We start from the raw sequence: 26997 nt of genomic DNA, 5'->3' as shown, positions 1-26997 counted from the left end.
TTGCACTTTTTACACTATGTCAGCTAGAAAAATTCTCGTCACCAGCGCACTGCCTTATGCCAACGGCCCGATTCATCTCGGCCATCTGGTTGAATATATTCAAACGGATATTTGGGTACGTTTTCAGAAACAACGCGGCAATCTCTGCTATTACGTTTGCGCGGACGACACGCACGGCACGCCGATCATGCTCAGGGCGGATCGCGAAGGCATTACCCCGGAACAGCTGATAGCTCAGGTCGGCACGGAACATTTGGCGGACTTTATCGAATTCGGCATAGCGTTCGACAATTACCACAGCACCCATTCCGAAGAAAATAAAGCGTATTCAACGCTGATTTACGAACGGTTGCGCGATGCCGGGCATATCAGCTCACGCAGCATTACCCAGGCTTTCGATCCGGTTAAGAACATGTTCTTGTCCGACCGTTTTATCAAAGGCGAATGCCCAAAATGCGGAGCACTCGATCAATACGGCGACGGCTGTGAGGTTTGCGGCGCGACTTACTCGCCGACCGAACTGAAAAATGCGGTTTCCGCTATTTCAGGCGCAAAACCTATTGAAAAAGATTCGGTGCACTATTTTTTCGACCTGACTAACTTTAGCGACATGTTGCGCGACTGGACCAACGCCGGTCATTTGCAGTCCGAAGTCCGCAACAAGTTGGCCGAATGGCTGGACGGCGGTTTGCAGCAATGGGATATAAGCCGCGATGCGCCTTATTTCGGTTTTGAAATTCCCGATGCGCCCGGCAAATATTTTTATGTTTGGCTGGATGCGCCGATCGGTTACATGGCCAGCTTTAAAAACCTGTGCGACAAGCAGGGACTGGATTTTAATGAGTTTTGGTCGAAAAACAGCGACGCCGAGCTGTACCATTTTATCGGCAAAGACATCATCTATTTTCACGCGTTATTCTGGCCTGCGATGTTGAGCGGCGCGCATTTTCGGACGCCCAGCGCGATTTTTGCGCACGGCTTTTTAACCGTGAATGGCGAAAAAATGTCCAAATCGCGCGGCACCTTTATTAAAGCCAGAACCTATCTGGATCACCTGAATCCCGAGTACCTGCGCTATTATTTTGCCGCCAAGCTCAGCGCCGGGGTCGATGATCTGGATTTGAATTTTGACGATTTCAGCCAGCGGGTTAATTCGGATCTGGTCGGCAAGGTGGTCAACATCGCCAGCCGTTGCAGCGGATTTATCGCCAAACGCTTTGACAATAAGTTGTCCGAACAGTGTTCGGAACAGGCGCTGTTCCATGAGTTCGTTGCTGTTAACACGCACATCGCCGAGCTGTACGAGACCCGCGAATTCGGCAAAGCCATGCGCGAAATCATGGCGCTGGCCGACAAAGCCAACCAATATATCGATGAGAAAAAGCCCTGGCTGATCGCCAAGGAAGCAGGCAAGGATGCAGAACTGCACGAAGTCTGCACCATGGGGCTTAACCTGTTTCGCTTGCTGGCCGTTTATTTGAAACCGGTTCTTCCTGTTTTGGCAGGCAATGCGGAAAGCTTTTTAAATATCGAAGCGCAAGCTTGGCCGGTTGATGCCAAACCTTTGTTAAACCATGCCATCAATGAATTTAAGCCGTTGATGATACGGGTTGATGCCGATAAAATCGCGGCGATTATCGAAGCCTCCAAAGAAAATCTGGAAAAAACCGCCGAGCCTGTGCAAGCCAAAAAATACGAACCGATTGCCGACACTATCGACTTTGACGATTTTGCCAAACTGGATTTGCGTATCGGTAAAATCATCAAAGCCGATCATGTTGAAGGTGCAGACAAGCTCTTACAACTGACCGTGGACATCGGCGACGAAACCCGCAACATTTTTGCCGGGATTAAATCCGCCTACAAACCGGAAGAGTTGGAAGGCAAGTTAACCCTGGTCATCGCCAATCTTGCGCCCAGAAAAATGCGTTTCGGCCTGTCCGAAGGCATGGTGCTGGCGGCAGGTCCCGGCGGCAAGGATATTTGGGTTTTGAGTCCCGATGAAGGTGCTGAGCCTGGTATGCGGGTTAAATAACGTCGTTATCGTTCCCACGCTCCGGCATCCCGCAACGCTGGAGTGTTGCGGGACTGAATTCCCACGCCGGAGCGTGGGAACTATTAATAATTTGTTTGCCTAATCGACGCGACGAGAATACCCGGAACATGCCTGTTTCACCAGAAACCCTTACCTTGATTGATCAAATCAACGCATTACTGCCGCAGACTCAATGCGGCCAATGCAGCTTCCAAGGCTGCCTCCCATACGCCGAGGCCATAGCCTCCGGTGCGGCGGACATCAACCAATGCCCTCCGGGCGGCGATCAAGGCATAAGCGATCTGGCCGATTTATTAGGCGTCCCCTCCAAACCGCTGAATACCAAATTCGGTCAGCACAAACCCGCAAGCGTAGCATTTATCATCGAAGACGACTGTATCGGCTGCGTTAAATGCATCGCCGCTTGTCCTGTCGATGCGATACTGGGGGCGGCAAAATTCATGCACACGGTTATCGCCTCGGAATGTACCGGCTGTGAATTGTGTGTGGCGCCTTGCCCGGTAGATTGCATCATCATGCAGCCCGCACCGGTCAACCCTACCGAAGTCCTAAGGACGCAAAAATCCGCACAGGCGAAACGGCGCTATGATGCGCGCTGTTTGCGTAAGGAAAAACAAGAGCTTGAGAAAGCGGAGCGCGCGAAAAAGAAAAGGCTGGCCTTGCTAAAGAGTGCGGTTTGACTAGGGAGCAAAACCTAACATTGATAGTATCAATCGCTGAGTTATTTTAGTTAAGCAAGCGGGTAGAAACTGTAATAAACTAACAGCAGTTTTTATTTTTTTAATGAGTCACTTTATGCGACGTTTTATTCTATTGAGTTTGCTTGCCTTTCCGGTCTATGCTGTCGACGAGCAACCGCCGACGCTTGAGGCTGTGCCGGAGGTTCCTGAGCCGCCTTTGCCTGTGCAAAACGGTGAAACCATGGAGCCGGATATTACCATTATTCGTAAAGGTAAGGAGACCATACAGGAGTATCGCCGTGGCGGCAGGCTTTATATGATCAAAGTGGTACCGGCCATCGGCCCGCCTTATTATTTTCTCGACACCAATGGCGACGGCAAAATGGATGTACGCCGCAGCGATCTGGATAGAGGCTCCGAAATCAATATGTGGAAGCTGTTGGAATGGTAGTCGCTTAAAAGCAGTGTCTGTATTTACGCGCATAACCCGTCCGCAACTCGATCAGTTCTTTAGTGCTTATACCCTTGGTGAAGTCATTAGTTTTGAGGGTATAACGGACGGCATAGACAATACCAATTATGTTGTAACAACCACGCAGGGCAGCTTCGTTCTGACCCTGTTTGAGTCGCTGACTTTCGATGAATTGCCGTATTTTTTAAAATTACTGGCGCACCTGGGCAAAAGCAGTCTGTTATGCCCCAGTCCTCAAAGCGACCGGCAGAAAAATGCCTTGCGTCAGCTTCATGGCAAGCCTGCTGCGGTATTTAAACGATTATCCGGCTTAGCAATCGCAACGCCATCCATTTTACATTGTCAGGAAATCGGCTTGCAGCTGGCAAGTTTGCATCGTTGCACACAAGACTACGTGTTCCCGATAAAAAGCGGCAATGATTTAAGCTGGTGCAAAACGGTGCTGCATAAAATCGACGCTCATTTATCGGCAGAAGATCGTGAGTTGATTGATGATGAGCTGGCTTATCAAGCTCAATACGGTCAGGCCGCTCTGCCACGAGGCGTCATTCACGCCGACCTGTTCAGGGATAATGCCTTGTTTGTCGATGACCGTCTCAGCGGACTGTTGGATTTTTACAGCGCCTGTACCGATACCTTGTTGCTCGATGTTGCGATAGCGGCTAACGACTGGTGCTGTGATAACGGCACCGTTAATGATCAAAAGTTTGCGGCGCTGTTAGCGGCTTATGAAAGCCTGAGGCCATTGGAACCGCTGGAAAAACAACACTGGCCGACCCTGCTTAGGGCGGCGGCATTACGCTTCTGGCTATCGCGACTGGAGCACCACTATTATTCTCGTCCCGGCGAAATGACTCAGCAAAAAGATCCGTTGGTTTTCCGGCGTATACTAGGGCAGCATCGACAATCAAGCTGTTTATCGGGCCACATAAATACCGTCAACTTCAGGAGCACTGCATGATTAAAATACTTCATCTCACCTTTATTTTATTGTCTATTACCAGTTTTGTGGTCAGGATTTTTATGGCAGAAAAACGCCCTGAAATGCTGGAGCAAAAATGGATAAAAATCGGACCGCATATCGTTAATACTTTTTTGCTGATCACCGGTTTTATGTTGATATTTCAAGGTCAATGGCTGTCAGGCGAGTTCGGCTGGATTGTGGCTAAAATAATAGCGCTATTCGGATATATCGGCTTGGGTATGGTTGCTATCAAGAGTCAGGGTGCCCTGCGTTGGCAAGCTTTTGCCGGCGCACTAGCCTGCTTTATTTATATCGGCATAGTAGCGGTCAGCAAGAATGCATTTTTCTTTTTATAATGGCCGGAAAAAACATCGCTATAAAGAAAATTCAATTTTACTGATGTGTTGATTCAGCCAACATAAAACATCCTTGCCCTTGTGAAACGAGCTTTGATCAAATTCAGGGAGTGGGGTCTTGGTTAATACCGCCCAGCGGGACAGCTGGTTTTTGAGTTGTCCCTGTTCGCTGACCGTAAAATGATAGCGTTGTATCAACTGGGCAAACAGCTTGGGTTCCGGCGCTGCAACCAGCTTGGCCAGACGGCTTAACTCTGCCAGCAGGGCTTCAATCGTTACCACATGCGCGGCTATTAATACCGCAACCTGCTTTGGCTGAATGTTTTCCGCCGGGGATGATTCATTATCTGAAATAACTTTCAGGCAATGGATTAATTCGCCGGTCGAAAAGCGCACCGCTGCTTCATAAAATGCAGACGCTTCCATATCGCACAGATGTTCCATGTTATAAACCAGCTGCGGCCTTGATACCGTTTGGACGCAGGCGGTGGGACACGGCGGCGTAAAAACCAGCGGCGGATAATAGCTTTTCCGGCTATCGACATCGGTGATTTTGTCGATTAGAAACAGGCTGCCGACAGCATGGTCAATATGCCCGGCGATACCGATATTGAGCAGCACCGGAGGGTTAATCCCGGCAAACAAAGCCTGGGTGTAAGCCACGCCGGCAGCCATCGCGCTTTTTCCCAGTCCGGTGACTGTCAGGCAGATCTCCTTATTCAAATAAACCGCAAACGGCTGAATCGTCGTATCTTTCTTTAAATTGAAATTTTCGACCAGCGGCTTGGCCTCGCAAGGCAGAGCGGCATAGATAAAAATTTTAGGCGGATTTTGTTGCATAGTTTACGGTTTACCTACAGATAATGCTGACAGGCCGATGTTAGCGTCTAAGCTGGCAGCATCAGCCAGGGTGTATTTGTCTAACACCGTCATAAATGCGCGTTGCGCTTCATATAAAGTGGCCTTCAGGAAGCAGTTGCGGATCAGGCGGCACTGATTATTCGGAGTATCGAAGCACTCAACCAGATTCATGTTAAGCTCAGTTTTTCGCACGACTTCACCGACACCAATGGTATTCGCGGGTCGGGCCAACTGGATGCCGCCGTCCTTGCCCCTGGTTGTCATAATAAAGCCTTGGTTGGCCAGAGTGCTCGCTACTTTCACCAAATGGTTACGGGAAACTTGATGATACTCGGCGATTTCTGCAATGGTCGCCATGCCCGGTTCCGGCAAGCGGGCAAGATAAATCAGCAGACGTAACGAAAGATCGGTGAATTGCGTAAGTTGCATAGTTAATACTCCTTTAAAGTTATCTGTATTCCATTTTAAACTTTAAAATTAATAGATAGAGCTTGACGATTTAATGATAGAACAATAAGATGTATTTCAAATGCATCTTATTATCAAGGCCACTGAAAATCCGGTAAATTGACGATGTATTTTAAACACCTTTTCATTATTTGGAGAAAAATATGTCAGAACAACTATCTTTGTTTGAGAAAATAGGCGGTGAAGCCGCTGTTGATGCCGCTGTTGATATTTTTTACCGCAAGGTATTGAGCGATGACCGCATCAGTGCCTTTTTCGAAGGCGTGGATATGGATAAACAGGCCGCAAAACAAAAATCATTCCTGACCATGGCTTTCGGCGGACCGCATAATTACACCGGACTCGATATGCGTCTTGGTCATGCCCATTTGGTCGAACGCGGATTGAATGATTCACATGTCGATGCGGTGATCGAAGACCTTGGCGCTACTCTCCGCGAGTTGAACGTAGGTGAAGATCTGATTGCTCAGGTTGCGGCCATCGCCGAAAGCACTCGAAACGACGTGTTGGGCCGTTAACTTTCCCTCTTTGAATCAGGTACACCGCTATGGTTAATATTCGTTATGCAAAAGACAGTTTCGAGCTGAATGAAAACCAATCTGTTCTGGATTGTTTGACCGGTCACGGTGTGCCTGTTCCTTTTTCCTGTCGCAGCGGAGTCTGTCAGACCTGTCTGATGCGCGCCACGGGCGGCACGCCTCCTGAAATTTCGCAACACGGTTTAAAGGATAGTCTCAAGCTTCAGAACTATTTTCTCGCTTGCGTTTGTCATCCTAGTGCAGATCTTGAAGTTGCCCTGCCGGATGACGATGATATTCAGGCGGTGATTCCCGCTACCGTCAAAAGCCTGAAATTGCTCAACGCAGAAATCATGCATGTGGTTCTCGAATGCCACCTGCCTATTGATTACAGGGCAGGACAATTCATCAACTTATTTCAAAATCAGTCGCTCGGCCGCAGTTACTCACTCGCCAGTGTGCCGCACGAAGATGAGTATCTTCATCTTCATGTCCGCCGTTTGCCGCAGGGTCGGGTAAGCGGCTGGATACATGAGGAATTACGTCCCGGTGATACCGTCGAGATCCGCGGGCCCGGCGGCGACTGCTTTTACATACCCGGCAATACCGAGCAGGGCTTGGTTCTAATCGGTACGGGCTCCGGGCTTGCGCCTCTTTACGGTATCATCCGCGACGCCCTCAGTCAGGGCCATACTGGCCCTATCCATTTGTTTCACGGCAGCCGCGATTTGAGCGGGCTTTATCTGACCGGAGAACTGCACGATCTGGTTCAGCAATATGCGAATTTCAATTATGTGCCCTGTCTGTCCGGTGATGACGTGCCCCATGGCTTTGCTGCGGGACGAGCCGATGATGTGGCTTTTCAACAGATTTCCAATCTCAAGAACTGGCGCATGTTTCTTTGCGGACATCCTGAAATGGTCAAAATAGCCAAGAAGAAAGCTTTTATGGCCGGTGCATCCATGAAGGATATTTATGTCGATGCGTTTAATGTCAGTCAGTCTTCATAAATTATTGTAAACCCAGTAGATGGCTTGCCTCCAATGAGAGCCGGAGGTTAGTCCACCCTTAAACTTCTCCGATGGAGATTGCCTGATGCCCCGCGTCGTTGCTTTGTATCGTTATCCCGTGAAGGGTTTCACGCCCGAACAGTGCGAAGTTGTCAATGTCCTTGATGAAGGGCGAATTGTCGGCGATAGAGTTCTTGGCGTCCGTTTTGCCGATTCGGGCGTGATCGATGATGCCTGGAGTAAAAAACACCAGTTTGTTGCTTTAATGAATACCCCGGGCATAGCAAGGCTTCAGCTTCAGTTCGATCATCAGAAGCGTAGACTATGCATCAGCTTGGAAGGTAAGGTTTTGGTGAATGAGGCACTGGATGAGAAGGGACGCAGCAAAATTGCCGCCGCGATTGAAAATTATGTACTCAAGCTGAATGAAAATCCGCTTTCCTCTCACCCGGAGCGGCTGCCGTTGCGATTAGTTGGTAACGGGATTACGCCCCGTTATCAGGACAATGAGGCCGGGCAGATAACCTTGCATGGCCGCGCAAGTTTGGCTGCTGTCGGTGCCGCTGTCGGCGACAATGATCTCAATGAACTTCGCTTCCGCTCAAATATCGTCATCGACGGTCTGGAGGCATGGGAAGAACAAAGCTGGGTGGGGCGCAGGATTCGTATCGGTCAGGTTAATTTCGACGTGGTCATGCCGAAGAGCCGATGCCTTGCCACGCAAGCGAATCCTAACTCCGGCAAACGGGATTTGCCAATCCTTAAAACGCTAACCCGTGTGTTTAATCAGGAAAAGCCGACTTTCGCCATTGCGATGCTGACCCGCGGTGTTGGTGGGCCGATTTACCTTGGCGATAAAGTCAGTCTCATTGATTCGATGCACCTTGCTGATTGAGCAGGGCAATGGTCATATCCTGCTCAGGATGACAGAAACACGGCGGAAAATAACTTGGCTTTTGCAGGGTATCTTTAAGACCGACTTGGGCCAAGACAGGTGGAGAGTTGTCAAGACTGCGCATTTTGCAGGTTTGGACGACAACCTATTAGGTGCCTTTATGTAGGGTCTCCCTCCACCTGATATTGCAGTTATTTGCCTAATACGTCATTGCGCGTGCTTTCCGCAATCGCGGCAGCTTGGGCGATCAGTTCTGGCGGTACATTTAACTCGGCTAAGGTTGCGCCAAGATGCTCCATGACGGCATCGAAATGGCTGGCATTCAAGCCCATTTTGACCAGACGGGCATGAGCGTTACGCATATCTGTACCGTTGTAATTATTGGGGCCGCCAAAGGCCATAGTCAAAAAAGCTTTTTGTTTGGCAGCTTGTTTTTCCATGTCGGAATTGTCGAAAAAACGGTTAATGCGGTAATCCGCCAGCACTTTGCGATAAAAAATATCGACAGCCGCATCAACAGCCGCTTCGCCGCCAAGTTGTTCGTAGAGTGTTTGGGTTGAAGCTGTTTCTTGTGATTCGCTCATTATTGTCTCCAGTAGTATCTAAGTAATTATTTTTATTTGTTTAAGCAAACTCGCTCAAGCGGAAGTTTATAACAACAGATGAATTTTTGCTATAAAACTTTTACAAGTTATATGCGTCATAATAGGCTATTATCTCTGTAAACTAACCAAAAAACCATGACGAAAAGGATGAATCCGCTAATACCTCAAAAGATAAGTTCCCGCCAACATCAGATACTTGAACACTTGTTGGCAAACCGAAACGGCTTGAGTGTTGATGAGCTGGCCAAATTACTGGATATTTCAAGAACGGGTGTACAGCAGCACTTTGTGGTTCTTGAACGGGATGGCTATATCAAAAAAAATACGCTCAATAAAACAGCGGGGCGACCGGTGATGATTTATGTCATAACCGACAAAGGTAACAACTATTTTCCGAAGCAATATGCCTGGTTTTCAGAACTGATTCTCAGCGATTTACAACAGGAAATAGGCCCTGAACGCTTCAAAGTTTATATGCAAAAACTGGGTGGCAAGATGGCAGATAAGCTGCGCTTCAAGTTTGAAGGCAAAAAATTAAATGAACGTATTGATGAGCTGGCCTTAATCATGACCGATCTTGGTTTTCAAGTGAAAGTTGGCGTAGAACCCGAAACTGAATGTCCAAATATCCAGGCTTGCAATTGTATTTATCACGACTTGGCGCAGAAACATCATGAGATTTGCGAGTTTGATTTAGCGCTGATGTCTTCGTTGCTGGACAAGAAAGTTGAGCAGATAAGCTGCATGGCTAAGGGCGATTGTCACTGTAGCTTTAGAATTAAATAGACGAAAGACAAAGGGCGAAATACTGGGGCTGAAAGTGGTTTTTTTGCCTTTAGCCTTCATATTTTTTAATCAGCCGCTGATAATAGTCTGCCTCATCCGTTTTGCCTCGCTTGGTAACGCCGTTAAGATAAATACCGGCTTTTTTTAGCAGCATATTGACTGCCGCCTGTCGGTTTTGCTCAGACAATTGACCGGCATCAATGATTTTTTGCAAGGCGCTGATTCGAAACCGATCCAGACCCCAGTATGCACTGGATAGCTGGTCTTCATGACCGCCATGCTTGATTATTTGCGGCTGTTCAAGCAATAAAACCGGATAATTTGCAGTGATTCTGAGCCACAGGTCGTAGTCTTCACAAGCAGGCAGTTGTGTATCGAACAGGCCAATATCTGCAAATACCGAACGGTGTATCAACACCGTGGACGGCGACATCGCGCAGAGCGGCAAGCAATGGCTAAAAATCCAGCCGCCGGTTTTGGCGTATTTTTTGGGTACGTTAACCTGGGTTCCATTGCGAATCCAATTTTCTTCGGTGTGGCAAATCCGGAGTTCAGGGTGAGCCGCCAGCGCCGCCATCTGTTTAGCCAGTTTTTCAGGCAGCCATTCATCATCGGAATCCAGAAAAGCCAGCCAGTCGCCGGTCGCTTGTTGAATGCCGAGATTGCGCGCTACGCTGACGCCGAGATTTTCCTGATGGTAATAATTTACCTGAGGAAATTCCTGTTGGAGCATGATGGCAGTATCATCGGTGGAGCCATCATCAATGACCGTAACTTCTATCGGTAATAAGCTTTGGGAATAGACGGATAATAGCGCGCGTTTCAGCAGGCCACGGCGATTGTAGCTGGGGATAACGACTGAGATAGTTATAAGATTACCTTATATTTTAATGGGTTTCCGCTTAGCAGTGTGTACGAAATAAGTTGAATAACTGTAGTTGCAAATTTCTTCGCAACTGTACCGAAAAATTATTTCACCTGTCTGCGCACGTTATTTCATGAACGTTTCTTAGTTCTGTTTCAACTCTATAACTGCTTTAGAAGTCCCTGTTCCATCGCTTTCGGTGGCATTTTTGAGATGAATTTGTTTCAACCGGTTAAACGCCGACCAGAAGTTGGTGTCCATGACCACTTCATTTCCGATCGAAACGATAATCCTGATGAGCTCGGGGATGCCGTTTGTGATTGAGACTATGTAAACCGGCTGCACGTAGAGTACGCTGTTGCCCATCGGCATAATGATCATGCGGCCCAAGCGAATATTAGAGCCGCCCTGGTCCCAGAGCGTGAATTGCGCGGAAATCTCCGGATTTTGCTCGATCAGCGATTCAACCTGTGCCGGCCCGTTGACCTGGACATCCTTAAGGAATTTATACAGCGTGATGCCGGGTTTATAGTCGGTGCTGCAGGTCTGGCTATCCAATATGCCGGCGACGCCTATCATGCTGAGGTTGTTGCTGTTAATCGGGGTCATGGGGTTCAGCATGACAAATTCTTCTGCGTTATTACAGTTGCCAAAATCGATGGTTTGATAATAAGGCCTTACCGGCTCACCCCGGACTTTAGCAAATTGCCAGGTTTCTGCCTGCTCGTAAAATAATTCGGGTTTCTGTTGATGATATTTGGCATACACCTTCATCTGTAGATAATACAGATCTCTGGGATAACGCAAATGCGCTTTCAGGTCGGCGGGCATTTCCTCAATGTTCTTAAACAGGCTGGGATAGGCGATGTTGTAAGCCTGAATGATCACATCCGAGGGATCGGAAATATAATATTGAATATCGCCATCAAAAGCGTCTACCACTATCTTGGCAGAATTGCGGATATAGTTGAATTCCTGTTTGCCGTCCAGGAAATCGTCGCTTGCAGGCTTGGAAACGGGATAGCGGTTAGACAAGGTGTAGGCGTCCTGTATCCAGTAAAACCGGTCGTTGGTCATGACCAGATAGGGGTCGCTATCCAGGCGCAAAAAGGGGGTCAGGGTATTAATGCGCTCGGTGATATTTCGGCGTATTAATAACCGGCTTTCTTTCGAGATATTGGTGGAAAAGAATATTTTGGGATCCCTGAAATAGAAGGCAAATAACGCTTTTCTGAACAGAGAGGGAATCGGTATGCCGCTTTTGCCTTTATAAGGGCCTTCCATGCCGGGGTCGGTCAGGCTGCCGGAAATGCCGACCACGTTCAGCTTGTTAGGTACGATGGCGTACTTGTATTCTTCCTGACCATAATAAATGTCCGGATATTTAACGCTTAAGCCGATATTTGAGCTCAGGTTTAAATCGCGCAAATACCAGAGCAGAGGCCGACCTGCATCTTGTGCGGCAGGCGTGACCACGGCGCCGTAGCCGTGGGTATAGCGCAAATGGGTGTTTTCCCAGTTCTGCGCTTCAGGCGGCAATTTCGATATATTGACTTCTCTGGCGGCAAGGTTGACCTGTCTGACGTGGTCGCGAAGGAAATAACGATCCTCGTCGACAGACAGGAAGGTGTAATAGGGCCTTATCGATTGCAACTGTTTATAAGTATCAATCAGGATTTCCCTGTCCCAAACCGGAATGTTTTCAAAATGTTTTTGCGTACTCCATGTTTCAATGTCGTCAAAGGCATTGAGTTTGATCGGGAGGTCAACGATTTTGATGTTTTTTAAATCATAGGCATCGATGGTGGCATCGATATTGTGCTGCATGAACGGCTTTTCCGTTCTAACCGGATTCGGGTTGACGATATATTTTTGGATTAAATTAGGGATAAACTGAACCTTGGGTAGACCCAGGACAACGAGAAAAACGGCAAGTGATATTAAAAACGGCGCTTTAATGCGGTGTTTTTCTGAAAAAATAAACAGACCGGCGGAAATGGCGGTCGCCAGAAAGGTAATGATACCTAGCCAAATCAGCGGCAATTGATAACGGAGTTCGGTAAAGCCGGGACCGTAAAAGACAGGTTCGTGGCTGTCGGTATAAAGCAGCGAAAAGCGTTGCAGCATGAACCCCCAGACCACGAATAAAACCACAAAGCCTATGAGAATGACCAAATGGATTTTTGCGCCCAAAGGGAATTCCTTGCTCTGGTTGGGCACAAAAATATGCTCCAGCCAATACAATACGCCGACCATGCAGAAGATCAGGCTGGCGGTGATTAGCATCTCTTGCTGGATCAGCATGTAGATCGGGTAGGACAACAGATAAAAGCTGACGTCCTGACCGTAAACCGGCTCGGTCACTCCCGAAGCGCTGCCGAAAAAGTAAAGCAACGCGGTTTCCCATTGATGATAAAAAGGAATAGCGATAAAAAAGGCTAGAATTAAGGAAATCGGCGTGTATATTTTTGCCGACCCGCTCATGAAGGTATCGGCAAAGCGTTGGAAGCGCCGACGTTTATTGGCATTGCTGAGAATTTCATCCGGTGGGTTTAGGCCCAGATAACGTGAGGCAATCCAAAAATGAAAAAAGAAAATGATAAAGAACGCCAGGGTCACTCCCCCGGAAAGAAAAAACTTGTACAGCAATCTTAACCAGAAATAGGCTTCGAGTTTTAATGATTGGTACCACCATAAGTCAACAAACAGATCAAGAAATATGAAATAAAAGGCGACATATAAAATGATAGCAATTACAAGTGTCGCTCCAATCAGCGCGGGTAAAAGCTTCAGGTTCCGCATAGTGTCCTCTTTAAATATAGAAAATTGTTGTTGACGATGCCCGTTTTGTGCATTTTTTAGATGACCGCTATTCGATCCAATACACGTTTTTAACCGTATTCTAACATCCAATAAAATGTTCGTAATGATTTAGAGGTCATGGCTGAAAAACGTGAATAAATATGTTACAGGTCCGTCACCGCCGAAATGGAAATAACCCAATCAAGTGGGTGTTTTCGGTGTCGCTGACATTACATCTGTTAAATATCTTTCAGCAAACGGTTTTGTTCTGAAGTTTCCAGCCATTGTCCGAAATTGTTAAGCATATTGACAAACGAGGGTTCTTGTTTGAAATCCGGAAGGTTATTTTGACCGCACTGTTCCAGGGCATTAATGACTAAAGCAACTGTCAGTTTATTGGTATCTACAATGGGCAAATAAACATCATCGCCATCTTCGGTTTTTAGCCGGATAAGAAGATGACTCGCGACCAGAAAGTCTAAAATACTTTGCACAACGGCTTTGGAGAGCAACAACTCTAAAGCAATTTCATCAGCAGTTAGCGGCTTGCCTAAATTAACAAAATTCTTAACAATCAAACAGGTGACATGTAGCGCGACAATTTTTTTTAAGGCGAAACTGAATTCCGAAAATGTATGATTATGCCGATAACTCGGGTAATTCTGGATATAAAAAGCCAGTTCACAACCGAATAAAACAATCATCCAGCCTATTTGCACCCATATCACGAATAACGGGAGCGCGGCCAAGCTGCCATAAATTGCGTTATAGCTGGATACGCCAATCTGCAAACCTAGATAGAGCCACTGTATAACTTGATACATAATCCCAGTTACAATACCGGCAATGATACCCGCAACAGGGTTTACCTTCTGGTAAGGCATAAAAATAAAGGTAATCGAGAATAAGCTCATCATCAGCAACAAGGGTGATAAGCTCAAGGCGCCAAGCAACAAACCCTCGCTAAATTCCGGTAAGGCAATGACCGTGCTCAACCCCGTTATTTTGGTTCTTAGAAATACCGTAATACTGCTCGATAATGTTAATAAGACCAGCCCTAATAACATAAACGACATATAATCACTTAATTTCCTATTTAATGGCCTGCCTTTGCTGATTTTCCAAATATAATTGAACGAATCCTCGATATTGCCAATCATGCTGGTCACCGACCAAAGCAGCACAACCACGCCAATCCCCGCAACCACTTCGCCTTGGGTCTTTTCCAAGAGATTTTGAGCAAAGCCAATTAATTTGAGTACGGTAGTATCTTGATGGGGTATTTGTTCAAGCAGCTGTTGCTCCAGCATTTTTTCAAGACCAAAACCTTTGGCGATTCCAAACAGCATGGCGATGACGGGCACAACGCCAAGTAAGGTATAAAGTGTTAGCGCGGAGGCTCGCAACGAACAAAGGTCGCGCATAAATCCTTGGCAAGCCAATAAAACTATTTTTAACGACTTTATAAAGGTTGCTTTAAGCAGGGGAAATTCATGCTCGGTTAGCAGCCAAATATCGTCTTTAATAAAATGAATTATATTTATTGCCATCGGCTGTTTTCACCATCAATTTTTGCCATTATCTGTCAACAAATCATTAGCCGGTTTTCTGCGCTGCGGCCTATCTTTCAACGCTGCGGGTGGGAACGAGAGGTATTTCAGTTTTCGAACTAAGCGGCCTGCGTAAGGATGTCGGCGTATTTTATCTTTACCTGCGGTGTGCGCAGAAGGTTGATGCCTAAAGGGTGCGGCAGAAAAAATTTTTATCCAAAAGAATAATAACGATTACTTGTGTTTGTTCAGCTTAGGGACGATCAGCCAACCAGTCCATTTGTCGATGATCGTATATGGCTTCATATATAGTGTAGAGCCTGTTGGGTACTTCAGGCCTGAACGATAAAACAAGAAGCTATTCCGATAATTCTGTCCAGAACCATTGGAATAGCCTTCTGCCTTGTGTGTTTTGCTTTGCGGCTGTATTTGCTTTTATCGCAAAAAGTTTGCGCTTTATTAAACCGGTGCGCGTACTTCGCGACCGGGTTTTGGTTCGGAACACCATCGGTTCCTGTTTGATTTTTACGTTTTTTCATCATTTACCTCTTATAATAGGACAAGTTTGTGTGAACCCACACGATAATAATATACCATTTTTTAAGAGTACATAGCGCTAGTGAAATTTAGAAAAGACTTTGATGTCATCGTGGTGGGTGGCGGACATGCGGGAACAGAAGCCGCGCTGGCATCGGCAAGATGTGGAGCGAACACCTTGTTGCTGACGCAAAATATCGACACGCTGGGACAAATGAGCTGTAATCCTGCCATTGGCGGCATAGGCAAGGGGCATTTGGTTAAAGAAGTTGATGCCTTAGGCGGGGTGATGGCTAGGGCTATCGATCATGGCGGTATTCAGTTCCGTACCTTGAATGCCAGCAAAGGCCCTGCAGTCAGGGCGACTCGCGCTCAGGCAGATCGTCAGCTTTACAAGCAGGCGGTAAGAACGGCGCTGGAAAATCAGCCCAATCTGGCTTTATTTCAGCAAACCGTATCCGATTTGATGGTCGAGGGCGACAGGGTTGTCGGCGTTAAAACCCAAATGGGCTTGAATTTTACCGCAAGAGCCGTGGTTTTAACCACCGGCACTTTTTTAGGCGGCAAAATACATATCGGCCTGGAAAACTACAGCGGCGGTCGTGCCGGCGATCCGGCCTCGATTGCTCTGTCCGAGCGTTTAAGGGAGTTGCCGTTTAGAATCGACCGCTTAAAAACCGGCACACCGCCGCGTATCGACGGCCGGACGATTGATTTCAGCAAGCTGGAAGAGCAGCATGGTGACGATCCGGTGCCGGTATTTTCGTTTATCGGCAAACGAGAGCAGCATCCCCGGCAAATTCCGTGTCATATCACCCGCACTAACAGTAAAACTCACGATATTATCCGTTCCGGCCTGGATCGTTCGCCGCTGTATTCGGGGATTATTGAGGGTATCGGACCGCGTTATTGTCCGTCCATTGAAGATAAAATCGTGCGCTTTGCCGACCGGGATTCGCACCAGATTTTTGTCGAACCGGAGGGTTTGAATACCCATGAGATTTATCCCAACGGCATTTCAACCAGTCTGCCTTTCGATGTGCAGTATGAGTTTGTGCGCTCGATGCTGGGTTTTGAGAATGCCGAAATCGTGCGCCCCGGTTATGCGATTGAATACGACTTTTTCGATCCCAGGGATTTGAAATCGTCATTGGAAACCAAGCATATGGATGCGCTGTTTTTTGCCGGGCAAGTCAACGGTACCACCGGTTATGAAGAAGCGGCGGCGCAAGGCTTAATCGCAGGATTAAATGCGGCGCGTTTGGTTCAGGGACTGGACAGCTGGTGTCCGGGACGCGATCAGGCCTATATCGGCGTGATGATTGATGACCTGATTACCTGCGGCACCCAGGAGCCGTATCGGATGTTCACCAGTCGCGCGGAATATAGGTTACTGTTAAGGGAAGACAATGCCGATTTGCGCCTGACCGAAAAAGGCCGGGAATTGGGCTTGGTTGATGATCAACGCTGGCAGGCTTTCGAAATTAAACGGGCAGCCGTATCCCAATTGCAGGACGATCTGAAAAAGAAATGGGTCAGAACGGAAACGGTAGAGGCAACTCAGGTCGAGCAATATTGGGGTAAGCCGTTATTGCGGGAAGCCAATTTGATGGATTTGCTGCGTCGCCCGGAAGTCGATGTTAAGCAATTGTTGTCATTTATGGTCGGCGTTGAGGATATGGATCTGCAGGTAGCCGAACAGGTTGAGATTCAAGCCAAATATGCAGGCTATATAGACCGGCAGCAAACCGAGATAGACAGGGCCTTGCGTTACGATCACCTGCGCTTGCCGGAGATCATTGATTATAACGGTGTCCCCGGTCTTTCCAATGAAGTGAGTGAAAAACTTAAAAAACAGCGGCCTGAAACTTTGGGGCAGGCATCACGTATCCCTGGTATTACACCGGCCGCTATTTCCCTGTTATTGGTTTATTTAAAGAAGAAAAGCGCCTGATGGAAAACTGTCGAAAAATCCTGGTTTCCGGGATAGCCGCATTAAATTTAAACGTAACTGATCAGAAGATAGAACAGTTACTGAGTTTTATAAAGCTGATTGAAAAATGGAATAAAGCCTATAATCTGACCGCGATACGGGATAGGGAGGAGATGGCTCGGCTGCATATACTGGATAGCCTGGCGATCCTTCCTTATATTGAAGGCGCGCGGATCATCGATATCGGTACCGGCGCAGGATTGCCGGGTATTCCGTTGGCGATATGCTTGCCTGAAATCCACTTTACTCTGCTCGATAGTAATGCCAAGAAAACCCGTTTCGTGCAGCAGGTCGTCTTGGAATTAAAGCTTAAAAATGTGCAAGTTCTTCATAGTCGTGCGGAAAATTATCATCCCGAAACAGCGTATGATGCAGTCCTTACCAGGGCGTTTGCCGGCTTGTCCGACATAGTGAAGTTGACCTCGCATCTGTTGGCCAGGAAGGGTGTATTGCTGGCAATGAAAGGGCAGAATCTGGATGCGGAACTGGAACCGATAGCAGCAAAAAAAACGGTTATTTCGGTCAGTGTTCCTGGAACTGATGTTGACAGATGTTTAGTGCGAATAGAATTGCCTGAAGAGGCAGAGGTAAGGTAGTGGGAAAAGTAATTGCAATAACCAATCAAAAAGGCGGTGTAGGAAAGACTACCACCAGCGTAAATCTGGCAGCCTCACTGGCTGCGGCTAACCGGCGCGTGTTGCTGGTAGATCTTGATCCGCAGGGCAATGCGGCTATGGGTTGCGGCGTCGATAAACAGGCGGTTAAATATTCCAGTTACGATTTGTTGATGGAAGAAGTGCCTGCGTCAGAAACAGTCATTAAGATTCCGGATATCGGTTTTTCGGTGATTCCCGGTAATGGTGACCTTACTGCGGCTGAAGTGGAGTTAATGCAGGCCGATCACAGGGAGCGGCGGCTTGCCGATGCCTTAATCCCGATAAAATCGGATTACGACTATATCCTGATTGATTGTCCTCCCTCATTGAATATGCTGACCTTAAATGCGATGGTCGCGGCAAGCAGTGTGCTGGTTCCGATGCAGTGCGAGTATTATGCCCTTGAAGGTTTGTCGGCATTGATGAGTACCTTGAAGAATATTCAGGACACCGTCAATCCGGAGCTGTATTTGGAAGGCATCCTGCGCACCATGTATGACGACCGGAACCGGCTGACCAAAGACGTCTCCGAGCAGTTGATTCGCTATTTCGGCGATAAGGTTTTTAGAACCTGTATCCCCAGAAATGTCCGCTTGGCCGAAGCTCCGAGCCATGGTTTGCCGGTGCTGAGCTATGATAAGTCCTCGCGAGGAGCTGTAGCCTATATTACCTTGGCGGGTGAAATGATCAGAAAAGAAAAGCACAGCAGCACATGACTTTAAAAAAACGTGGGTTAGGGCGCGGCCTTGAAGCCTTGCTAGCGGATGATTCTGCTAAAAAAGAAACACATCCGCCGCAAACGAAGCCGTCGGCTGATAATCGGCCAGTTAAAGATGAAATGCAGTCTAAGCCTGAGATAATTGAGGCAGTGGATGGGCAAGCGGGAATGGTGGTTGCGTTATTTAAAAATATACAAAGAGAAAACCTGCTTCTGCTGGAAGAAGCGGAGGCTTTAAAAAAATTGATTGAAGAGTTTGAGTCGATACTCCGTGCTGATCAGTCATAAATCAGCGAAAGTGGCATTAGCCGGTTAAATGATTAAATAAAGAGAAAAGTTAAAAGTTATGGCTGTGAAAAAACGGGGATTAAATCGAGGACTGGATGCTTTATTAGGCAATATTACTGATAAAGGTAATCATGGAGACGATGGTGAAATCCATCAGCTGCACACCTTGCCTATCGAGTATCTGCAGCGAGGCAAGTATCAGCCAAGAAAAGATATGAACCCTGAAAAACTTCAGGAGCTGGCGGATTCTATAAAAGCACAGGGAGTCATACAGCCGGTTGTAGTGCGTAAAATTGGGCTGGAAAAATACGAGATAGTGGCAGGAGAACGCCGCTGGCGGGCTGCGCAATTAGCCGGATTGCAGCAGGTGCCGGTGGTCATCAAAGAAATAGACGATCGCGCCGCGATGGCAATAGCGCTGATTGAAAATATCCAAAGAGAAGACCTGAACCCTTTGGAAGAAGCGGAAGCCTTAAAAAGATTGCTGGAAGAGTTTGCAATGACCCATCAACAAGTTGCTGATGCGGTTGGCAAGTCACGCGCCACAGTGACTAATTTATTGAGATTGATGGATTTGCACCCTGAAGTGAAAAAGTTATTGATCTCTAGGCAGTTGGAAATGGGGCATGCAAGAGCGCTGCTGTCTCTGGACGGACCAAAACAGGTGGCAGCGGCTAACAAGATTGTCAAAGAAGGCTTAACGGTCAGGGCGGCAGAGCGTCTGGTTAAAGACAGTCAGTCCGAGCCTAAGATAACTAAAGCCAGGGAAATTGATAAAGACACCTTACGTTTGCAGGAAGATTTGACCGCAAAACTGGGTGCAAAAGTGCTGATTGATCATAAAGAAAACGGCACCGGAAAGCTGGTCATCGCATATTCCAGTTTAGAAGAGTTGGATGGAATTCTCGGGCAAATTAAATAGTGTGATAGCTAATGAACCTGTAAATGAAAAACAATAAAATTTGTAAGTTAAATTTAATCTTCCTTGATTTAATGGAGGTCGATAGCTATAATTCCCGAGCTGTTGGGTATGGAGTTGGGCGTGACAGCTAGAAATCGCTCTGCTGTCAGTAAAATTATAAGTTATCAAATTCTGATGATAATAATAATGACAGCAGGATTTGCCCTGGCAGGAGGAAGATCTTACGCCCTATCGGCCGCTTTAGGCGGAGCGGCGGCATTTATTCCCAATCTGTATTTTGCATTGCGCATACATAAATCCGCGGGGCAGGAAGCAAGAAAGATTGTAAGATCTTTTTATGCGGGAGAATCAGGCAAGTTATTGTTAACAGCCGCGCTGTTCTTCATGATTTTCCAACTTCCAAACATAGAAATATTACCGCTGCTGGCAGTATACATAGCAGCATTATCGGTTTTTTGGTTTGCGCTGTTGATGCGCTGACACACATATATTTAGAGAGGAACGATGGCTACCGAAGTTCATGCCGCCGAAGGTGCAACCGGTTATATTATTCACCATTTAACTCCGCTGACTGTGGGCGAGGGTTTCTGGGCGTTGAATCTGGATACGTTGTTTTTCTCCGCAGTGTTGGGCGGCCTGTTTGTCTGGTTTTTTAAGATGGCAGCAGATAAAGCGACAGCAGGCGTGCCGGGTTTGGTGCAAAATTTTGCAGAAATGCTGATTGAATTTGTCGATAATCAGGTTAAAGATAGTTTCCACGGTAAAAATGAGTTAATTGCTCCATTGGCATTGACCATCTTTTGCTGGGTGTTCCTGTGGAACTTCATGGATTTGTTCCCGGTTGATATATTGCCGTTAGTCGGTTCGCTGATGGGCATTGAATATTTGCGCGTTGTGCCAAGCACCGATTTAAATGCGACATTCGCGATGTCCATCTCCGTTTTCTGTTTGATCATTTTCTACAGCATCAAAATAAAAGGCCCTTGGGGCTTTGCCAAAGAGCTGATGTTTCAGCCGTTTGGCCCCTGGTTGTTGCCCTTTAATCTGCTGCTGAAATTAGTCGAAGAAATTGCCAAGCCGATCTCACTGGCGCTTCGTTTATTCGGAAACCTGTATGCGGGTGAGTTGATCTTTATTTTGATTGCCTTGCTGCCGTGGTATATTCAGCCGGTGTTGAGTTTTCCCTGGGCTATCTTTCATATTTTAATTATCACGCTTCAGGCCTTTATATTCATGGTATTGACCATTGTTTATCTGGGCATGGCGCACGAAGATCACTAATTTTTTAACTTTTTTATCATTAACTAACCGTTTGGAGGTTTCATGGAAATTGCAAGATTAATTGCTGATGTACAAGGCATGACTGCTATTGCAGTGGGTCTGGTTCTAGGTATGGGCGCTTTAGGTACGGCGATAGGCTTTGGTCTGTTGGGTGGAAAATTCCTGGAAGGCGCAGCCCGTCAGCCTGAAATGGTACCTATGCTGCAAGTAAAAATGTTTGTTGTTGCGGGCTTGTTGGACGCGGTAACCATGATCGGTGTTGGTTTGGCGCTGTTCTTTACTTTTGCTAATCCATTCCTGTCTGCTGTAACAGCTGCGGCAGCGGGTTAACAGGCTGTTTAACTTTATTAGCAACAAGAGGAACGCATCGTGAGCATCAATGCTACTCTGATTGGGCAAATGATTACCTTTGCACTTCTGGTATGGTTTACCATGAAGTACATCTGGCCGCCTTTATTTGACTCTTTAGAACAACGTAAAAAGAAAATTGCTGATGGTTTGGCTGCGGCTGAAAAAGGTCAGGAACAAATGCACTTGGCAGAGAAAAAAGCCACGGGTGTTTTAAAACAAGCTAAAGAACAATCTTCAGAGATTGTAAATCTGGCTCAAAAACGTGCCACTGAAATTGTTGAAGCATCAAAAGACACCGCTAAAAAAGAAGGCGAGCGTTTGATTCTTGTAGCAAAGGCGCAAATTGAGCAAGAAAAACAGCAGGCTAAAGAAGGTTTGCGTAAAGAAGTCGCAGCCTTGGCTTTGCGGGCAGCGGAACAGATTCTGAGTGCAGAAATCGATAAAACCAAGCACCAGGACATCCTGAGCAAAATCTCTAATCAATTGGGTTAAGCATAATGAGCGAACTGGCAACATTGGCAAGGCCTTATGCAGCGGCGGTGTTTAAACGATCCCAAGAAACCGGAACTACTGAAAAGTGGTCGGAAGGTTTGGCGTTTATAGCGGCTGTGCTGAATGACAAAGAAATTTCTGTTGTAGTGGATAACCCAAAAGTCAGTAAAGAGAGGTTATCGGCGCTGATGCTCGATATTTGTCAGGGGCAGGTAGATGAAGAAGGTGCAAATTTTCTGAAATTGCTGGTTCAAAACAACCGACTCACTTTGGCGCCGGCTATTGCGAAGCTATTCGAAGTCTATAAGGCAGAAAGTGAAGGTTATGTCGACGTTGAAGTCGCTACGGCTTACGCCTTCTCCAAAGAAGAAAAGCAACGTTTTACTTCAGCGCTGGAAAAAACGCTAAGCAAAAAAGTCCATATGAATGTGACCGTGGATAAATCATTAATTGGTGGCGTGCTGGTACGTGCAGGCGACAGAGTGATTGACGGTTCCATTAAAGGCCAGCTTCAACAATTAGCAAAACGACTCTAAACTAGAGCGAGAAAAGAACATGCAATTAAACCCATCTGAAATAAGTGATCTGATTAAAAAGAAGATCGAAAACTTCGACCTGAGCGCTGAGGCTCATACAGAAGGTACCGTAGTCAGTGTGACTGACGGTATTGTACGCGTACATGGTCTTTCGGAAGCGATGCAAGGCGAGATGCTGGAATTTCCCGGCAATACCTTCGGCATGGCGCTTAACCTTGAAAGAGATTCCGTGGGTGTGGTGGTATTAGGTTCATACCAGCATATCTCCGAAGGCGATACCGTAAAATGTACCGGTAAAATTCTGGAAGTACCTGTTGGGGAAGCATTGCTGGGTCGTGTCGTTGACGCGCTGGGTAATCCTATCGACGGCAAAGGTGCTATTGAAACCACCGAAACTTCGCCGATTGAAAAAATTGCTCCCGGTGTAATTGCTCGTCAATCGGTTGACGAGCCCGTTCAATTGGGATTGAAATCTATCGATGCGATGATTCCGGTAGGCCGTGGCCAACGCGAGTTAATCATTGGCGATAGACAAACCGGTAAAACGGCTATCGCGATTGATGCGATTATCAATCAAAAAGGTACAGGCATTAAATGTATCTATGTAGCTATCGGTCAAAAACGCGCATCGATTGCCAACGTGGTTCGTAAGCTCGAAGAGCATGGCGCAATGGCTCACACTATTGTGGTTGCGGCATCTGCATCGGAATCGGCCGCGCTACAGTTTATCGCGCCTTATACCGGTTGTTCGATGGGCGAATTCTTCAGAGACCGTGGCGAAGATGCGTTGATCATTTATGATGATTTAACCAAGCAAGCCTGGGCTTATCGTCAGATTTCCCTGTTATTGCGCCGTCCGCCAGGTCGCGAAGCCTACCCGGGAGACGTGTTTTATTTGCATTCCCGTTTGTTGGAAAGAGCATCACGCATTAATGCAGTAGAAGTTGAGAAATTAACCGGCGGCAAGGTAAAAGGTAAAACAGGGTCATTAACGGCATTGCCGATTATTGAAACTCAAGGCGGTGACGTCTCGGCTTTCGTACCGACTAACGTAATTTCCATTACCGATGGTCAGATCTTTTTGGAAAGTGATTTGTTTAACTCCGGCATACGCCCGGCGGTGAATGCCGGTTTATCGGTATCGCGTGTCGGTGGTGCAGCTCAAACCAAGATCATCAAGAAGTTAGGTGGTGGTGTGCGTCTTGATTTGGCGCAATATCGTGAGTTGGCGGCTTTCGCCCAGTTTGCATCCGACTTGGATGAAAACACCCGTAAGCAGATCGAACGCGGTCAACGCGTAACCGAACTGATGAAACAGAATCAATATTCGCCGATGTCAGTCGCGCAAATGGCGGTTTCATTGTTTGCTGCTAATGAAGGTTTTCTTGATAGCTTAGAAGTTAACAAGGTACTTGATTTTGAAGCTGCTTTACAGTCGTACATGACGTCAGAGCATTCTGAATTAATGAACAATATTAATGCAACTGGCGATTTTAGTGATGACATAAGAAAGGGTATGCTTACAGCTATCCAGACTTTCGTCAAAACACATAGCTGGTAAAAGGGTCTTAAGATGGCTGTTGGTAAAGAAATACGCACCAAGATCGGGAGTATCAAAAATACTCAAAAGATCACCCGGGCAATGGAGATGGTTGCCGCGAGTAAAATGCGTAAAACAAAAGAGAAAATGTTGGCAACACGGCCATACTCAAAAAAAATTGGCCAGATTATCAAACATCTGGCTCAAGCAAATCCTGAGTATAAACACTCTTTTCTTGTTGAACGCCAGGTTAAGCGGGTTGGAATCATTGTAATTAGCTCTGACAGGGGTTTATGCGGCGGACTGAATTCGAATTTATTCAGAAAAACGCTGACCCAAGTCATACAATGGGACAACGCCAATATTGAAGTAGACATTTGCACGATAGGTACCAAGGCTTTCGGTTTTTTTGGTAATTTGAAAGCAAATCTGGTAGGTCAGGTTTCTAAATTAGGTGACACTCCGCACCAGCATGATATTGTCGGTATTATTAAAATCATGTTAGATGCGTATGAGCAAGGCAGAATCGATGAGTTGCATGTGATTAGCAATGAATTCGTTAATACCATGACTCAGAAGCCTACTATTGAAAAATTATTACCTGTCGTGGCCGGTGAGCTTGAAGACGATCTGAAAGGTCATTGGGATTATATTTATGAGCCTGATGCCAAGGAAGTTCTGGATCATCTGCTAACCCGATATATCGAATCCATCGTTTACCAGGGATTGGTTGAAAATAATGCCTGCGAACAGGCAGCCAGAATGGTGGCGATGAAGAGTGCATCGGATAATGCCGGAAATATTATCAGCGAGTTACAGCTGGTCTATAACAAAGCCAGACAAGCCGCTATCACGCAGGAAATTTCAGAAATTGTTGCCGGTGCCGCAGCTGTTTAAGCCCAAGTAAAATGACACAACACAAGAGGACAACTCAATGAGTTCGGGTAAAATCGTTCAGATTATCGGCGCGGTCGTTGACGTGGAATTTTCACGTGCAGACCTGCCCAAAGTATATGACGCCTTAAATGTAGAAGGCAAAGGCTTGGTGCTGGAAGTTCAGCAGCAATTAGGTGATGGCGTGGTCAGAACTATTGCCATGGGTACTACCGATGGATTAAGTCGAGGCTTAAATGTTAGTAATACCAATGCGCCTATTGCAGTACCGGTCGGCCAGGAAACATTAGGTCGCATTATGAATGTTCTGGGCGAGCCTATCGACGAAAAAGGCCCTATCGGCGAAAAAGTAAAATGGGGTATCCACCGTGAAGCGCCAAGTTATGCTGAGCAGGCGGCGGCAACCGAGTTATTGGAAACCGGTATCAAGGTTATCGATTTAGTCTGCCCGTTTACCAAGGGTGGTAAAGTCGGCTTGTTCGGTGGTGCCGGTGTTGGCAAGACCGTTAACATGATGGAACTGATTCGAAATATCGCGATTGAGCACAGTGGTTACTCGGTGTTTGCCGGTGTCGGTGAGCGTACTCGTGAAGGCAACGACTTCTATCACGAAATGACCGATTCAAACGTAATCGACAAAGTATCGCTGGTTTACGGTCAGATGAATGAGCCGCCAGGAAACAGACTGCGTGTTGCGTTAACCGGTTTAACCATGGCGGAATATTTCCGTGATGAAGGCCGTGACGTACTATTCTTTGTTGATAACATCTATCGCTATACATTGGCGGGTACCGAGGTGTCGGCTCTATTAGGCCGTATGCCTTCTGCCGTGGGTTACCAGCCTACATTGGCCGAAGAAATGGGTGTATTGCAAGAGCGTATTACTTCAACGAAGACTGGTTCTATTACCTCTATCCAGGCAGTCTATGTACCAGCGGATGATTTAACCGATCCGTCGCCGGCAACGACTTTTGCGCATTTGGACGCGACCGTGGTATTGTCTCGTCAAATTGCCGAATTGGGTATTTACCCTGCGATTGATCCATTGGATTCTACCAGTCGTCAGTTGGATCCTTTGGTCATTGGACAAGAGCATTATGACGTCGCTCGTAATGTTCAGGGAATCTTGCAACGTTACAAGGAATTACGTGATATTATCGCGATTCTGGGTATGGATGAGTTATCCGAAGAAGATAAATTAACGGTATCAAGAGCACGCAAAATGCAACGCTTCCTGTCTCAACCTTTCTTCGTTGCCGAAGTATTTACCGGTTCTCCCGGCAAGTATGTGTCACTGAAAGATACCATTGCCGGTTTTAAAGGTATTATCGCTGGTGAGTATGATGCTATTCCTGAGCAGGCTTTTTATATGGTGGGAACCATAGACGAAGCGCTTGAGAAAGCAAAAGGCATGAAATAAAACTTGTAGACAATAATTATGACCATGACCGTACATGTAGACATCGTTAGTGCAGAAAAGGAAATATTTTCCGGATTGGCGGAAATGGTATTTGCCCCTGCTGAACTTGGCGAAGTGGGCATTTCGCCTCGGCATGCGCCATTAATATCCAGACTTAAGCCCGGTGAAGTTCGGGTAAAAGTCAGCGACAAGGAAATTTATTCGTTCTATGTGTCAGGAGGTATGCTGGAGATACAACCGCATATGATTACCATCCTGGCTGACACGGCGATAAGAGCGAAAGATATTGATGAGGCGGCCGCGATAGAAGCCAAAATCAGGGCTGAAGAAGCATTAGCAGACAAATCCGGTCGAATTGATTTTGTGAAAGCTCAGGCGCAATTGCATCAAGCCGTCATGCAATTAAGAACCTTGGATAGACTTAGAAAGCGCGGCGGGTAATTGAGATATTGCACACCGCATTTTACCCTTTTTGAAAAAG

The 26997-nt window shown here is 46.8% G+C and carries 30 protein-coding genes; 23 read left to right on the top strand and 7 right to left on the bottom strand.

The genetic code is table 11. The features are described 5' to 3' along the window. Window positions 1–16 precede the first annotated feature (16 nt). From metG to RW114_RS01320, 5 genes are all read left to right on the top strand, one after another. The gene (gene metG, locus RW114_RS01340; RefSeq protein ID WP_340120921.1) at window positions 17–2035 is read left to right on the top strand and encodes a methionine--tRNA ligase; all 2019 of its coding nucleotides are present in this window, start codon (window positions 17–19) and stop codon (window positions 2033–2035) included. Between the two features lie 128 nt (window positions 2036–2163). Next, window positions 2164–2736, top strand: coding sequence for an RnfABCDGE type electron transport complex subunit B (locus tag RW114_RS01335; RefSeq protein ID WP_340120920.1), 573 nt, complete (start codon window positions 2164–2166; stop codon window positions 2734–2736). A 115-nt stretch (window positions 2737–2851) separates the two neighbouring features. Then, entirely contained in the window at window positions 2852–3187 is a 336-nt protein-coding gene (locus RW114_RS01330) for a DUF2782 domain-containing protein (protein WP_340120919.1), read from the top strand. Between the two features lie 13 nt (window positions 3188–3200). Continuing rightward, window positions 3201–4169 (top strand): homoserine kinase, encoded by a 969-nt coding sequence (locus tag RW114_RS01325; protein ID WP_340120918.1) that lies wholly within the window; start codon window positions 3201–3203, stop codon window positions 4167–4169. Next, the gene (locus RW114_RS01320) at window positions 4166–4528 is read left to right on the top strand and encodes a SirB2 family protein (protein ID WP_340120917.1); all 363 of its coding nucleotides are present in this window, start codon (window positions 4166–4168) and stop codon (window positions 4526–4528) included. The genes RW114_RS01325 and RW114_RS01320 overlap by 4 nt, the downstream gene beginning before the upstream one ends. An 18-nt stretch (window positions 4529–4546) precedes the next feature. Here RW114_RS01320 and RW114_RS01315 read toward each other — a convergent pair whose 3' ends face one another. Further along, window positions 4547–5368, bottom strand: a complete 822-nt coding sequence (locus RW114_RS01315; protein WP_340120916.1) for a 5'-methylthioadenosine/S-adenosylhomocysteine nucleosidase family protein — start codon at window positions 5366–5368, stop codon at window positions 4547–4549. A gap of 3 nt (window positions 5369–5371) precedes the next feature. Continuing rightward, window positions 5372–5818 carry an Rrf2 family transcriptional regulator gene (locus RW114_RS01310; RefSeq protein ID WP_340120915.1) on the bottom strand — a complete coding sequence of 149 codons (447 nt, stop codon included), beginning with the start codon at window positions 5816–5818 and terminating at the stop codon, window positions 5372–5374. Between the two features lie 182 nt (window positions 5819–6000). Here RW114_RS01310 and RW114_RS01305 point away from each other — a divergent pair, with 182 nt between their 5' ends. The 3 genes from RW114_RS01305 to RW114_RS01295 all read left to right on the top strand — a co-directional run bounded on the left by RW114_RS01305 (window position 6001) and on the right by RW114_RS01295 (window position 8280). Continuing rightward, a complete protein-coding gene (locus tag RW114_RS01305; RefSeq protein ID WP_340120914.1) occupies window positions 6001–6375 on the top strand; it encodes a group I truncated hemoglobin in 375 nt (124 codons plus the stop codon). Between the two features lie 29 nt (window positions 6376–6404). Further along, the gene (locus tag RW114_RS01300) at window positions 6405–7385 is read left to right on the top strand and encodes an FAD-binding oxidoreductase (RefSeq protein ID WP_340120913.1); all 981 of its coding nucleotides are present in this window, start codon (window positions 6405–6407) and stop codon (window positions 7383–7385) included. 85 nt (window positions 7386–7470) lie between these two features. Continuing rightward, window positions 7471–8280, top strand: a complete 810-nt coding sequence (locus RW114_RS01295) for an MOSC domain-containing protein (RefSeq protein ID WP_340120912.1) — start codon at window positions 7471–7473, stop codon at window positions 8278–8280. A 191-nt stretch (window positions 8281–8471) separates the two neighbouring features. On the opposite strand, the gene RW114_RS01290 is transcribed toward RW114_RS01295, so the two are convergent. Beyond that, complete coding sequence (locus RW114_RS01290; RefSeq protein ID WP_340120911.1) at window positions 8472–8864, bottom strand: group I truncated hemoglobin; 393 nt, start codon at window positions 8862–8864, stop codon at window positions 8472–8474. A gap of 156 nt (window positions 8865–9020) precedes the next feature. Here RW114_RS01290 and RW114_RS01285 point away from each other — a divergent pair, with 156 nt between their 5' ends. Further along, window positions 9021–9671, top strand: a complete 651-nt coding sequence (locus tag RW114_RS01285; RefSeq protein WP_340120910.1) for a helix-turn-helix transcriptional regulator — start codon at window positions 9021–9023, stop codon at window positions 9669–9671. Between the two features lie 49 nt (window positions 9672–9720). Here RW114_RS01285 and RW114_RS01280 read toward each other — a convergent pair whose 3' ends face one another. The 4 genes from RW114_RS01280 to RW114_RS01265 all read right to left on the bottom strand — a co-directional run bounded on the left by RW114_RS01280 (window position 9721) and on the right by RW114_RS01265 (window position 15427). After that, window positions 9721–10524, bottom strand: a complete 804-nt coding sequence (locus tag RW114_RS01280) for a glycosyltransferase family 2 protein (RefSeq protein WP_340120985.1) — start codon at window positions 10522–10524, stop codon at window positions 9721–9723. Window positions 10525–10680: 156 nt separating this feature from the next. Further along, window positions 10681–13338 (bottom strand): UPF0182 family protein, encoded by a 2658-nt coding sequence (locus tag RW114_RS01275; protein ID WP_340120909.1) that lies wholly within the window; start codon window positions 13336–13338, stop codon window positions 10681–10683. 239 nt (window positions 13339–13577) lie between these two features. Further along, window positions 13578–14888, bottom strand: coding sequence for a YihY/virulence factor BrkB family protein (locus tag RW114_RS01270; protein ID WP_340120908.1), 1311 nt, complete (start codon window positions 14886–14888; stop codon window positions 13578–13580). A 332-nt stretch (window positions 14889–15220) separates the two neighbouring features. Further along, window positions 15221–15427, bottom strand: coding sequence for a DUF7230 family protein (locus tag RW114_RS01265; RefSeq protein ID WP_340120907.1), 207 nt, complete (start codon window positions 15425–15427; stop codon window positions 15221–15223). Between the two features lie 80 nt (window positions 15428–15507). On the opposite strand from RW114_RS01265, the gene mnmG reads away from it, so the two are divergent. The 14 genes from mnmG (at window position 15508) to RW114_RS01195 (ending at window position 26957) form a co-directional block, all read left to right on the top strand. Then, window positions 15508–17379 carry a tRNA uridine-5-carboxymethylaminomethyl(34) synthesis enzyme MnmG gene (gene mnmG, locus RW114_RS01260; protein WP_340120906.1) on the top strand — a complete coding sequence of 624 codons (1872 nt, stop codon included), beginning with the start codon at window positions 15508–15510 and terminating at the stop codon, window positions 17377–17379. Further along, on the top strand, window positions 17379–18014 hold the full coding sequence (rsmG, locus tag RW114_RS01255; RefSeq protein WP_340120905.1) for a 16S rRNA (guanine(527)-N(7))-methyltransferase RsmG: 636 nt from the start codon (window positions 17379–17381) through the stop codon (window positions 18012–18014). Before mnmG ends, rsmG begins: the two co-directional genes overlap by 1 nt. After that, window positions 18014–18790 (top strand): ParA family protein, encoded by a 777-nt coding sequence (locus RW114_RS01250; protein WP_340120904.1) that lies wholly within the window; start codon window positions 18014–18016, stop codon window positions 18788–18790. Before rsmG ends, RW114_RS01250 begins: the two co-directional genes overlap by 1 nt. Beyond that, window positions 18787–19080: a hypothetical protein gene (locus tag RW114_RS01245; RefSeq protein ID WP_340120903.1), complete on the top strand. Its 294-nt coding sequence runs from the start codon at window positions 18787–18789 to the stop codon at window positions 19078–19080. The genes RW114_RS01250 and RW114_RS01245 overlap by 4 nt, the downstream gene beginning before the upstream one ends. 58 nt (window positions 19081–19138) lie before the next feature. Further along, the gene (locus RW114_RS01240) at window positions 19139–20002 is read left to right on the top strand and encodes a ParB/RepB/Spo0J family partition protein (RefSeq protein WP_340120902.1); all 864 of its coding nucleotides are present in this window, start codon (window positions 19139–19141) and stop codon (window positions 20000–20002) included. Window positions 20003–20122: 120 nt separating this feature from the next. Continuing rightward, window positions 20123–20482, top strand: a complete 360-nt coding sequence (locus RW114_RS01235; RefSeq protein WP_340120901.1) for an ATP synthase subunit I — start codon at window positions 20123–20125, stop codon at window positions 20480–20482. 24 nt (window positions 20483–20506) lie between these two features. Then, window positions 20507–21283: a F0F1 ATP synthase subunit A gene (atpB, locus tag RW114_RS01230; protein WP_340120900.1), complete on the top strand. Its 777-nt coding sequence runs from the start codon at window positions 20507–20509 to the stop codon at window positions 21281–21283. 42 nt (window positions 21284–21325) lie between these two features. Continuing rightward, window positions 21326–21613: a F0F1 ATP synthase subunit C gene (gene atpE, locus RW114_RS01225; RefSeq protein ID WP_422614774.1), complete on the top strand. Its 288-nt coding sequence runs from the start codon at window positions 21326–21328 to the stop codon at window positions 21611–21613. Between the two features lie 39 nt (window positions 21614–21652). Continuing rightward, window positions 21653–22126: a F0F1 ATP synthase subunit B gene (locus tag RW114_RS01220; RefSeq protein WP_340120899.1), complete on the top strand. Its 474-nt coding sequence runs from the start codon at window positions 21653–21655 to the stop codon at window positions 22124–22126. Between the two features lie 5 nt (window positions 22127–22131). Continuing rightward, window positions 22132–22662: a F0F1 ATP synthase subunit delta gene (locus RW114_RS01215; RefSeq protein ID WP_340120898.1), complete on the top strand. Its 531-nt coding sequence runs from the start codon at window positions 22132–22134 to the stop codon at window positions 22660–22662. Between the two features lie 19 nt (window positions 22663–22681). Continuing rightward, window positions 22682–24223 (top strand): F0F1 ATP synthase subunit alpha, encoded by a 1542-nt coding sequence (atpA, locus tag RW114_RS01210; protein WP_340120897.1) that lies wholly within the window; start codon window positions 22682–22684, stop codon window positions 24221–24223. 12 nt (window positions 24224–24235) lie between these two features. Then, window positions 24236–25099, top strand: a complete 864-nt coding sequence (atpG, locus tag RW114_RS01205; RefSeq protein ID WP_340120896.1) for a F0F1 ATP synthase subunit gamma — start codon at window positions 24236–24238, stop codon at window positions 25097–25099. A 37-nt stretch (window positions 25100–25136) separates the two neighbouring features. Continuing rightward, the gene (gene atpD, locus RW114_RS01200) at window positions 25137–26516 is read left to right on the top strand and encodes a F0F1 ATP synthase subunit beta (RefSeq protein WP_340120895.1); all 1380 of its coding nucleotides are present in this window, start codon (window positions 25137–25139) and stop codon (window positions 26514–26516) included. An 18-nt stretch (window positions 26517–26534) separates the two neighbouring features. After that, entirely contained in the window at window positions 26535–26957 is a 423-nt protein-coding gene (locus tag RW114_RS01195) for a F0F1 ATP synthase subunit epsilon (protein ID WP_340120894.1), read from the top strand. Window positions 26958–26997: the final 40 nt, after the last annotated feature.

It is taken from the genome of Methylobacter svalbardensis, assembly GCF_037671525.1.
Lineage (GTDB): Bacteria > Pseudomonadota > Gammaproteobacteria > Methylococcales > Methylomonadaceae > Methylobacter_A > Methylobacter_A svalbardensis.
The sequence above is the reverse complement of the archived record's forward strand: the minus strand, read 5'-3'. Positions and strand labels throughout refer to the sequence as shown.

What these genes read in the sequence shown, in the direction of transcription:
- atpD (WP_340120895.1), top strand. Translation starts at nt 25,137, where the DNA reads ATGAGTTCGGGTAAAATCGTTCAGATTATCGGCGCGGTCGTTGACGTG.
- RW114_RS01240 (WP_340120902.1), top strand. Translation starts at nt 19,139, where the DNA reads ATGGCTGTGAAAAAACGGGGATTAAATCGAGGACTGGATGCTTTATTA.
- RW114_RS01310 (WP_340120915.1), bottom strand. Translation starts at nt 5,818, where the DNA reads ATGCAACTTACGCAATTCACCGATCTTTCGTTACGTCTGCTGATTTAT.
- metG (WP_340120921.1), top strand. Translation starts at nt 17, where the DNA reads ATGTCAGCTAGAAAAATTCTCGTCACCAGCGCACTGCCTTATGCCAAC.
- RW114_RS01300 (WP_340120913.1), top strand. Translation starts at nt 6,405, where the DNA reads ATGGTTAATATTCGTTATGCAAAAGACAGTTTCGAGCTGAATGAAAAC.
- RW114_RS01290 (WP_340120911.1), bottom strand. Translation starts at nt 8,864, where the DNA reads ATGAGCGAATCACAAGAAACAGCTTCAACCCAAACACTCTACGAACAA.
- RW114_RS01285 (WP_340120910.1), top strand. Translation starts at nt 9,021, where the DNA reads ATGACGAAAAGGATGAATCCGCTAATACCTCAAAAGATAAGTTCCCGC.
- RW114_RS01270 (WP_340120908.1), bottom strand. Translation starts at nt 14,888, where the DNA reads ATGGCAATAAATATAATTCATTTTATTAAAGACGATATTTGGCTGCTA.
- atpE (WP_422614774.1), top strand. Translation starts at nt 21,326, where the DNA reads ATGGAAATTGCAAGATTAATTGCTGATGTACAAGGCATGACTGCTATT.
- atpB (WP_340120900.1), top strand. Translation starts at nt 20,507, where the DNA reads ATGGCTACCGAAGTTCATGCCGCCGAAGGTGCAACCGGTTATATTATT.
- atpG (WP_340120896.1), top strand. Translation starts at nt 24,236, where the DNA reads ATGGCTGTTGGTAAAGAAATACGCACCAAGATCGGGAGTATCAAAAAT.
- RW114_RS01245 (WP_340120903.1), top strand. Translation starts at nt 18,787, where the DNA reads ATGACTTTAAAAAAACGTGGGTTAGGGCGCGGCCTTGAAGCCTTGCTA.
- RW114_RS01320 (WP_340120917.1), top strand. Translation starts at nt 4,166, where the DNA reads ATGATTAAAATACTTCATCTCACCTTTATTTTATTGTCTATTACCAGT.
- RW114_RS01265 (WP_340120907.1), bottom strand. Translation starts at nt 15,427, where the DNA reads ATGAAAAAACGTAAAAATCAAACAGGAACCGATGGTGTTCCGAACCAA.
- RW114_RS01295 (WP_340120912.1), top strand. Translation starts at nt 7,471, where the DNA reads ATGCCCCGCGTCGTTGCTTTGTATCGTTATCCCGTGAAGGGTTTCACG.
- RW114_RS01275 (WP_340120909.1), bottom strand. Translation starts at nt 13,338, where the DNA reads ATGCGGAACCTGAAGCTTTTACCCGCGCTGATTGGAGCGACACTTGTA.
- RW114_RS01330 (WP_340120919.1), top strand. Translation starts at nt 2,852, where the DNA reads ATGCGACGTTTTATTCTATTGAGTTTGCTTGCCTTTCCGGTCTATGCT.
- RW114_RS01335 (WP_340120920.1), top strand. Translation starts at nt 2,164, where the DNA reads ATGCCTGTTTCACCAGAAACCCTTACCTTGATTGATCAAATCAACGCA.
- atpA (WP_340120897.1), top strand. Translation starts at nt 22,682, where the DNA reads ATGCAATTAAACCCATCTGAAATAAGTGATCTGATTAAAAAGAAGATC.
- RW114_RS01315 (WP_340120916.1), bottom strand. Translation starts at nt 5,368, where the DNA reads ATGCAACAAAATCCGCCTAAAATTTTTATCTATGCCGCTCTGCCTTGC.
- rsmG (WP_340120905.1), top strand. Translation starts at nt 17,379, where the DNA reads ATGGAAAACTGTCGAAAAATCCTGGTTTCCGGGATAGCCGCATTAAAT.
- RW114_RS01305 (WP_340120914.1), top strand. Translation starts at nt 6,001, where the DNA reads ATGTCAGAACAACTATCTTTGTTTGAGAAAATAGGCGGTGAAGCCGCT.
- RW114_RS01195 (WP_340120894.1), top strand. Translation starts at nt 26,535, where the DNA reads ATGACCATGACCGTACATGTAGACATCGTTAGTGCAGAAAAGGAAATA.
- RW114_RS01215 (WP_340120898.1), top strand. Translation starts at nt 22,132, where the DNA reads ATGAGCGAACTGGCAACATTGGCAAGGCCTTATGCAGCGGCGGTGTTT.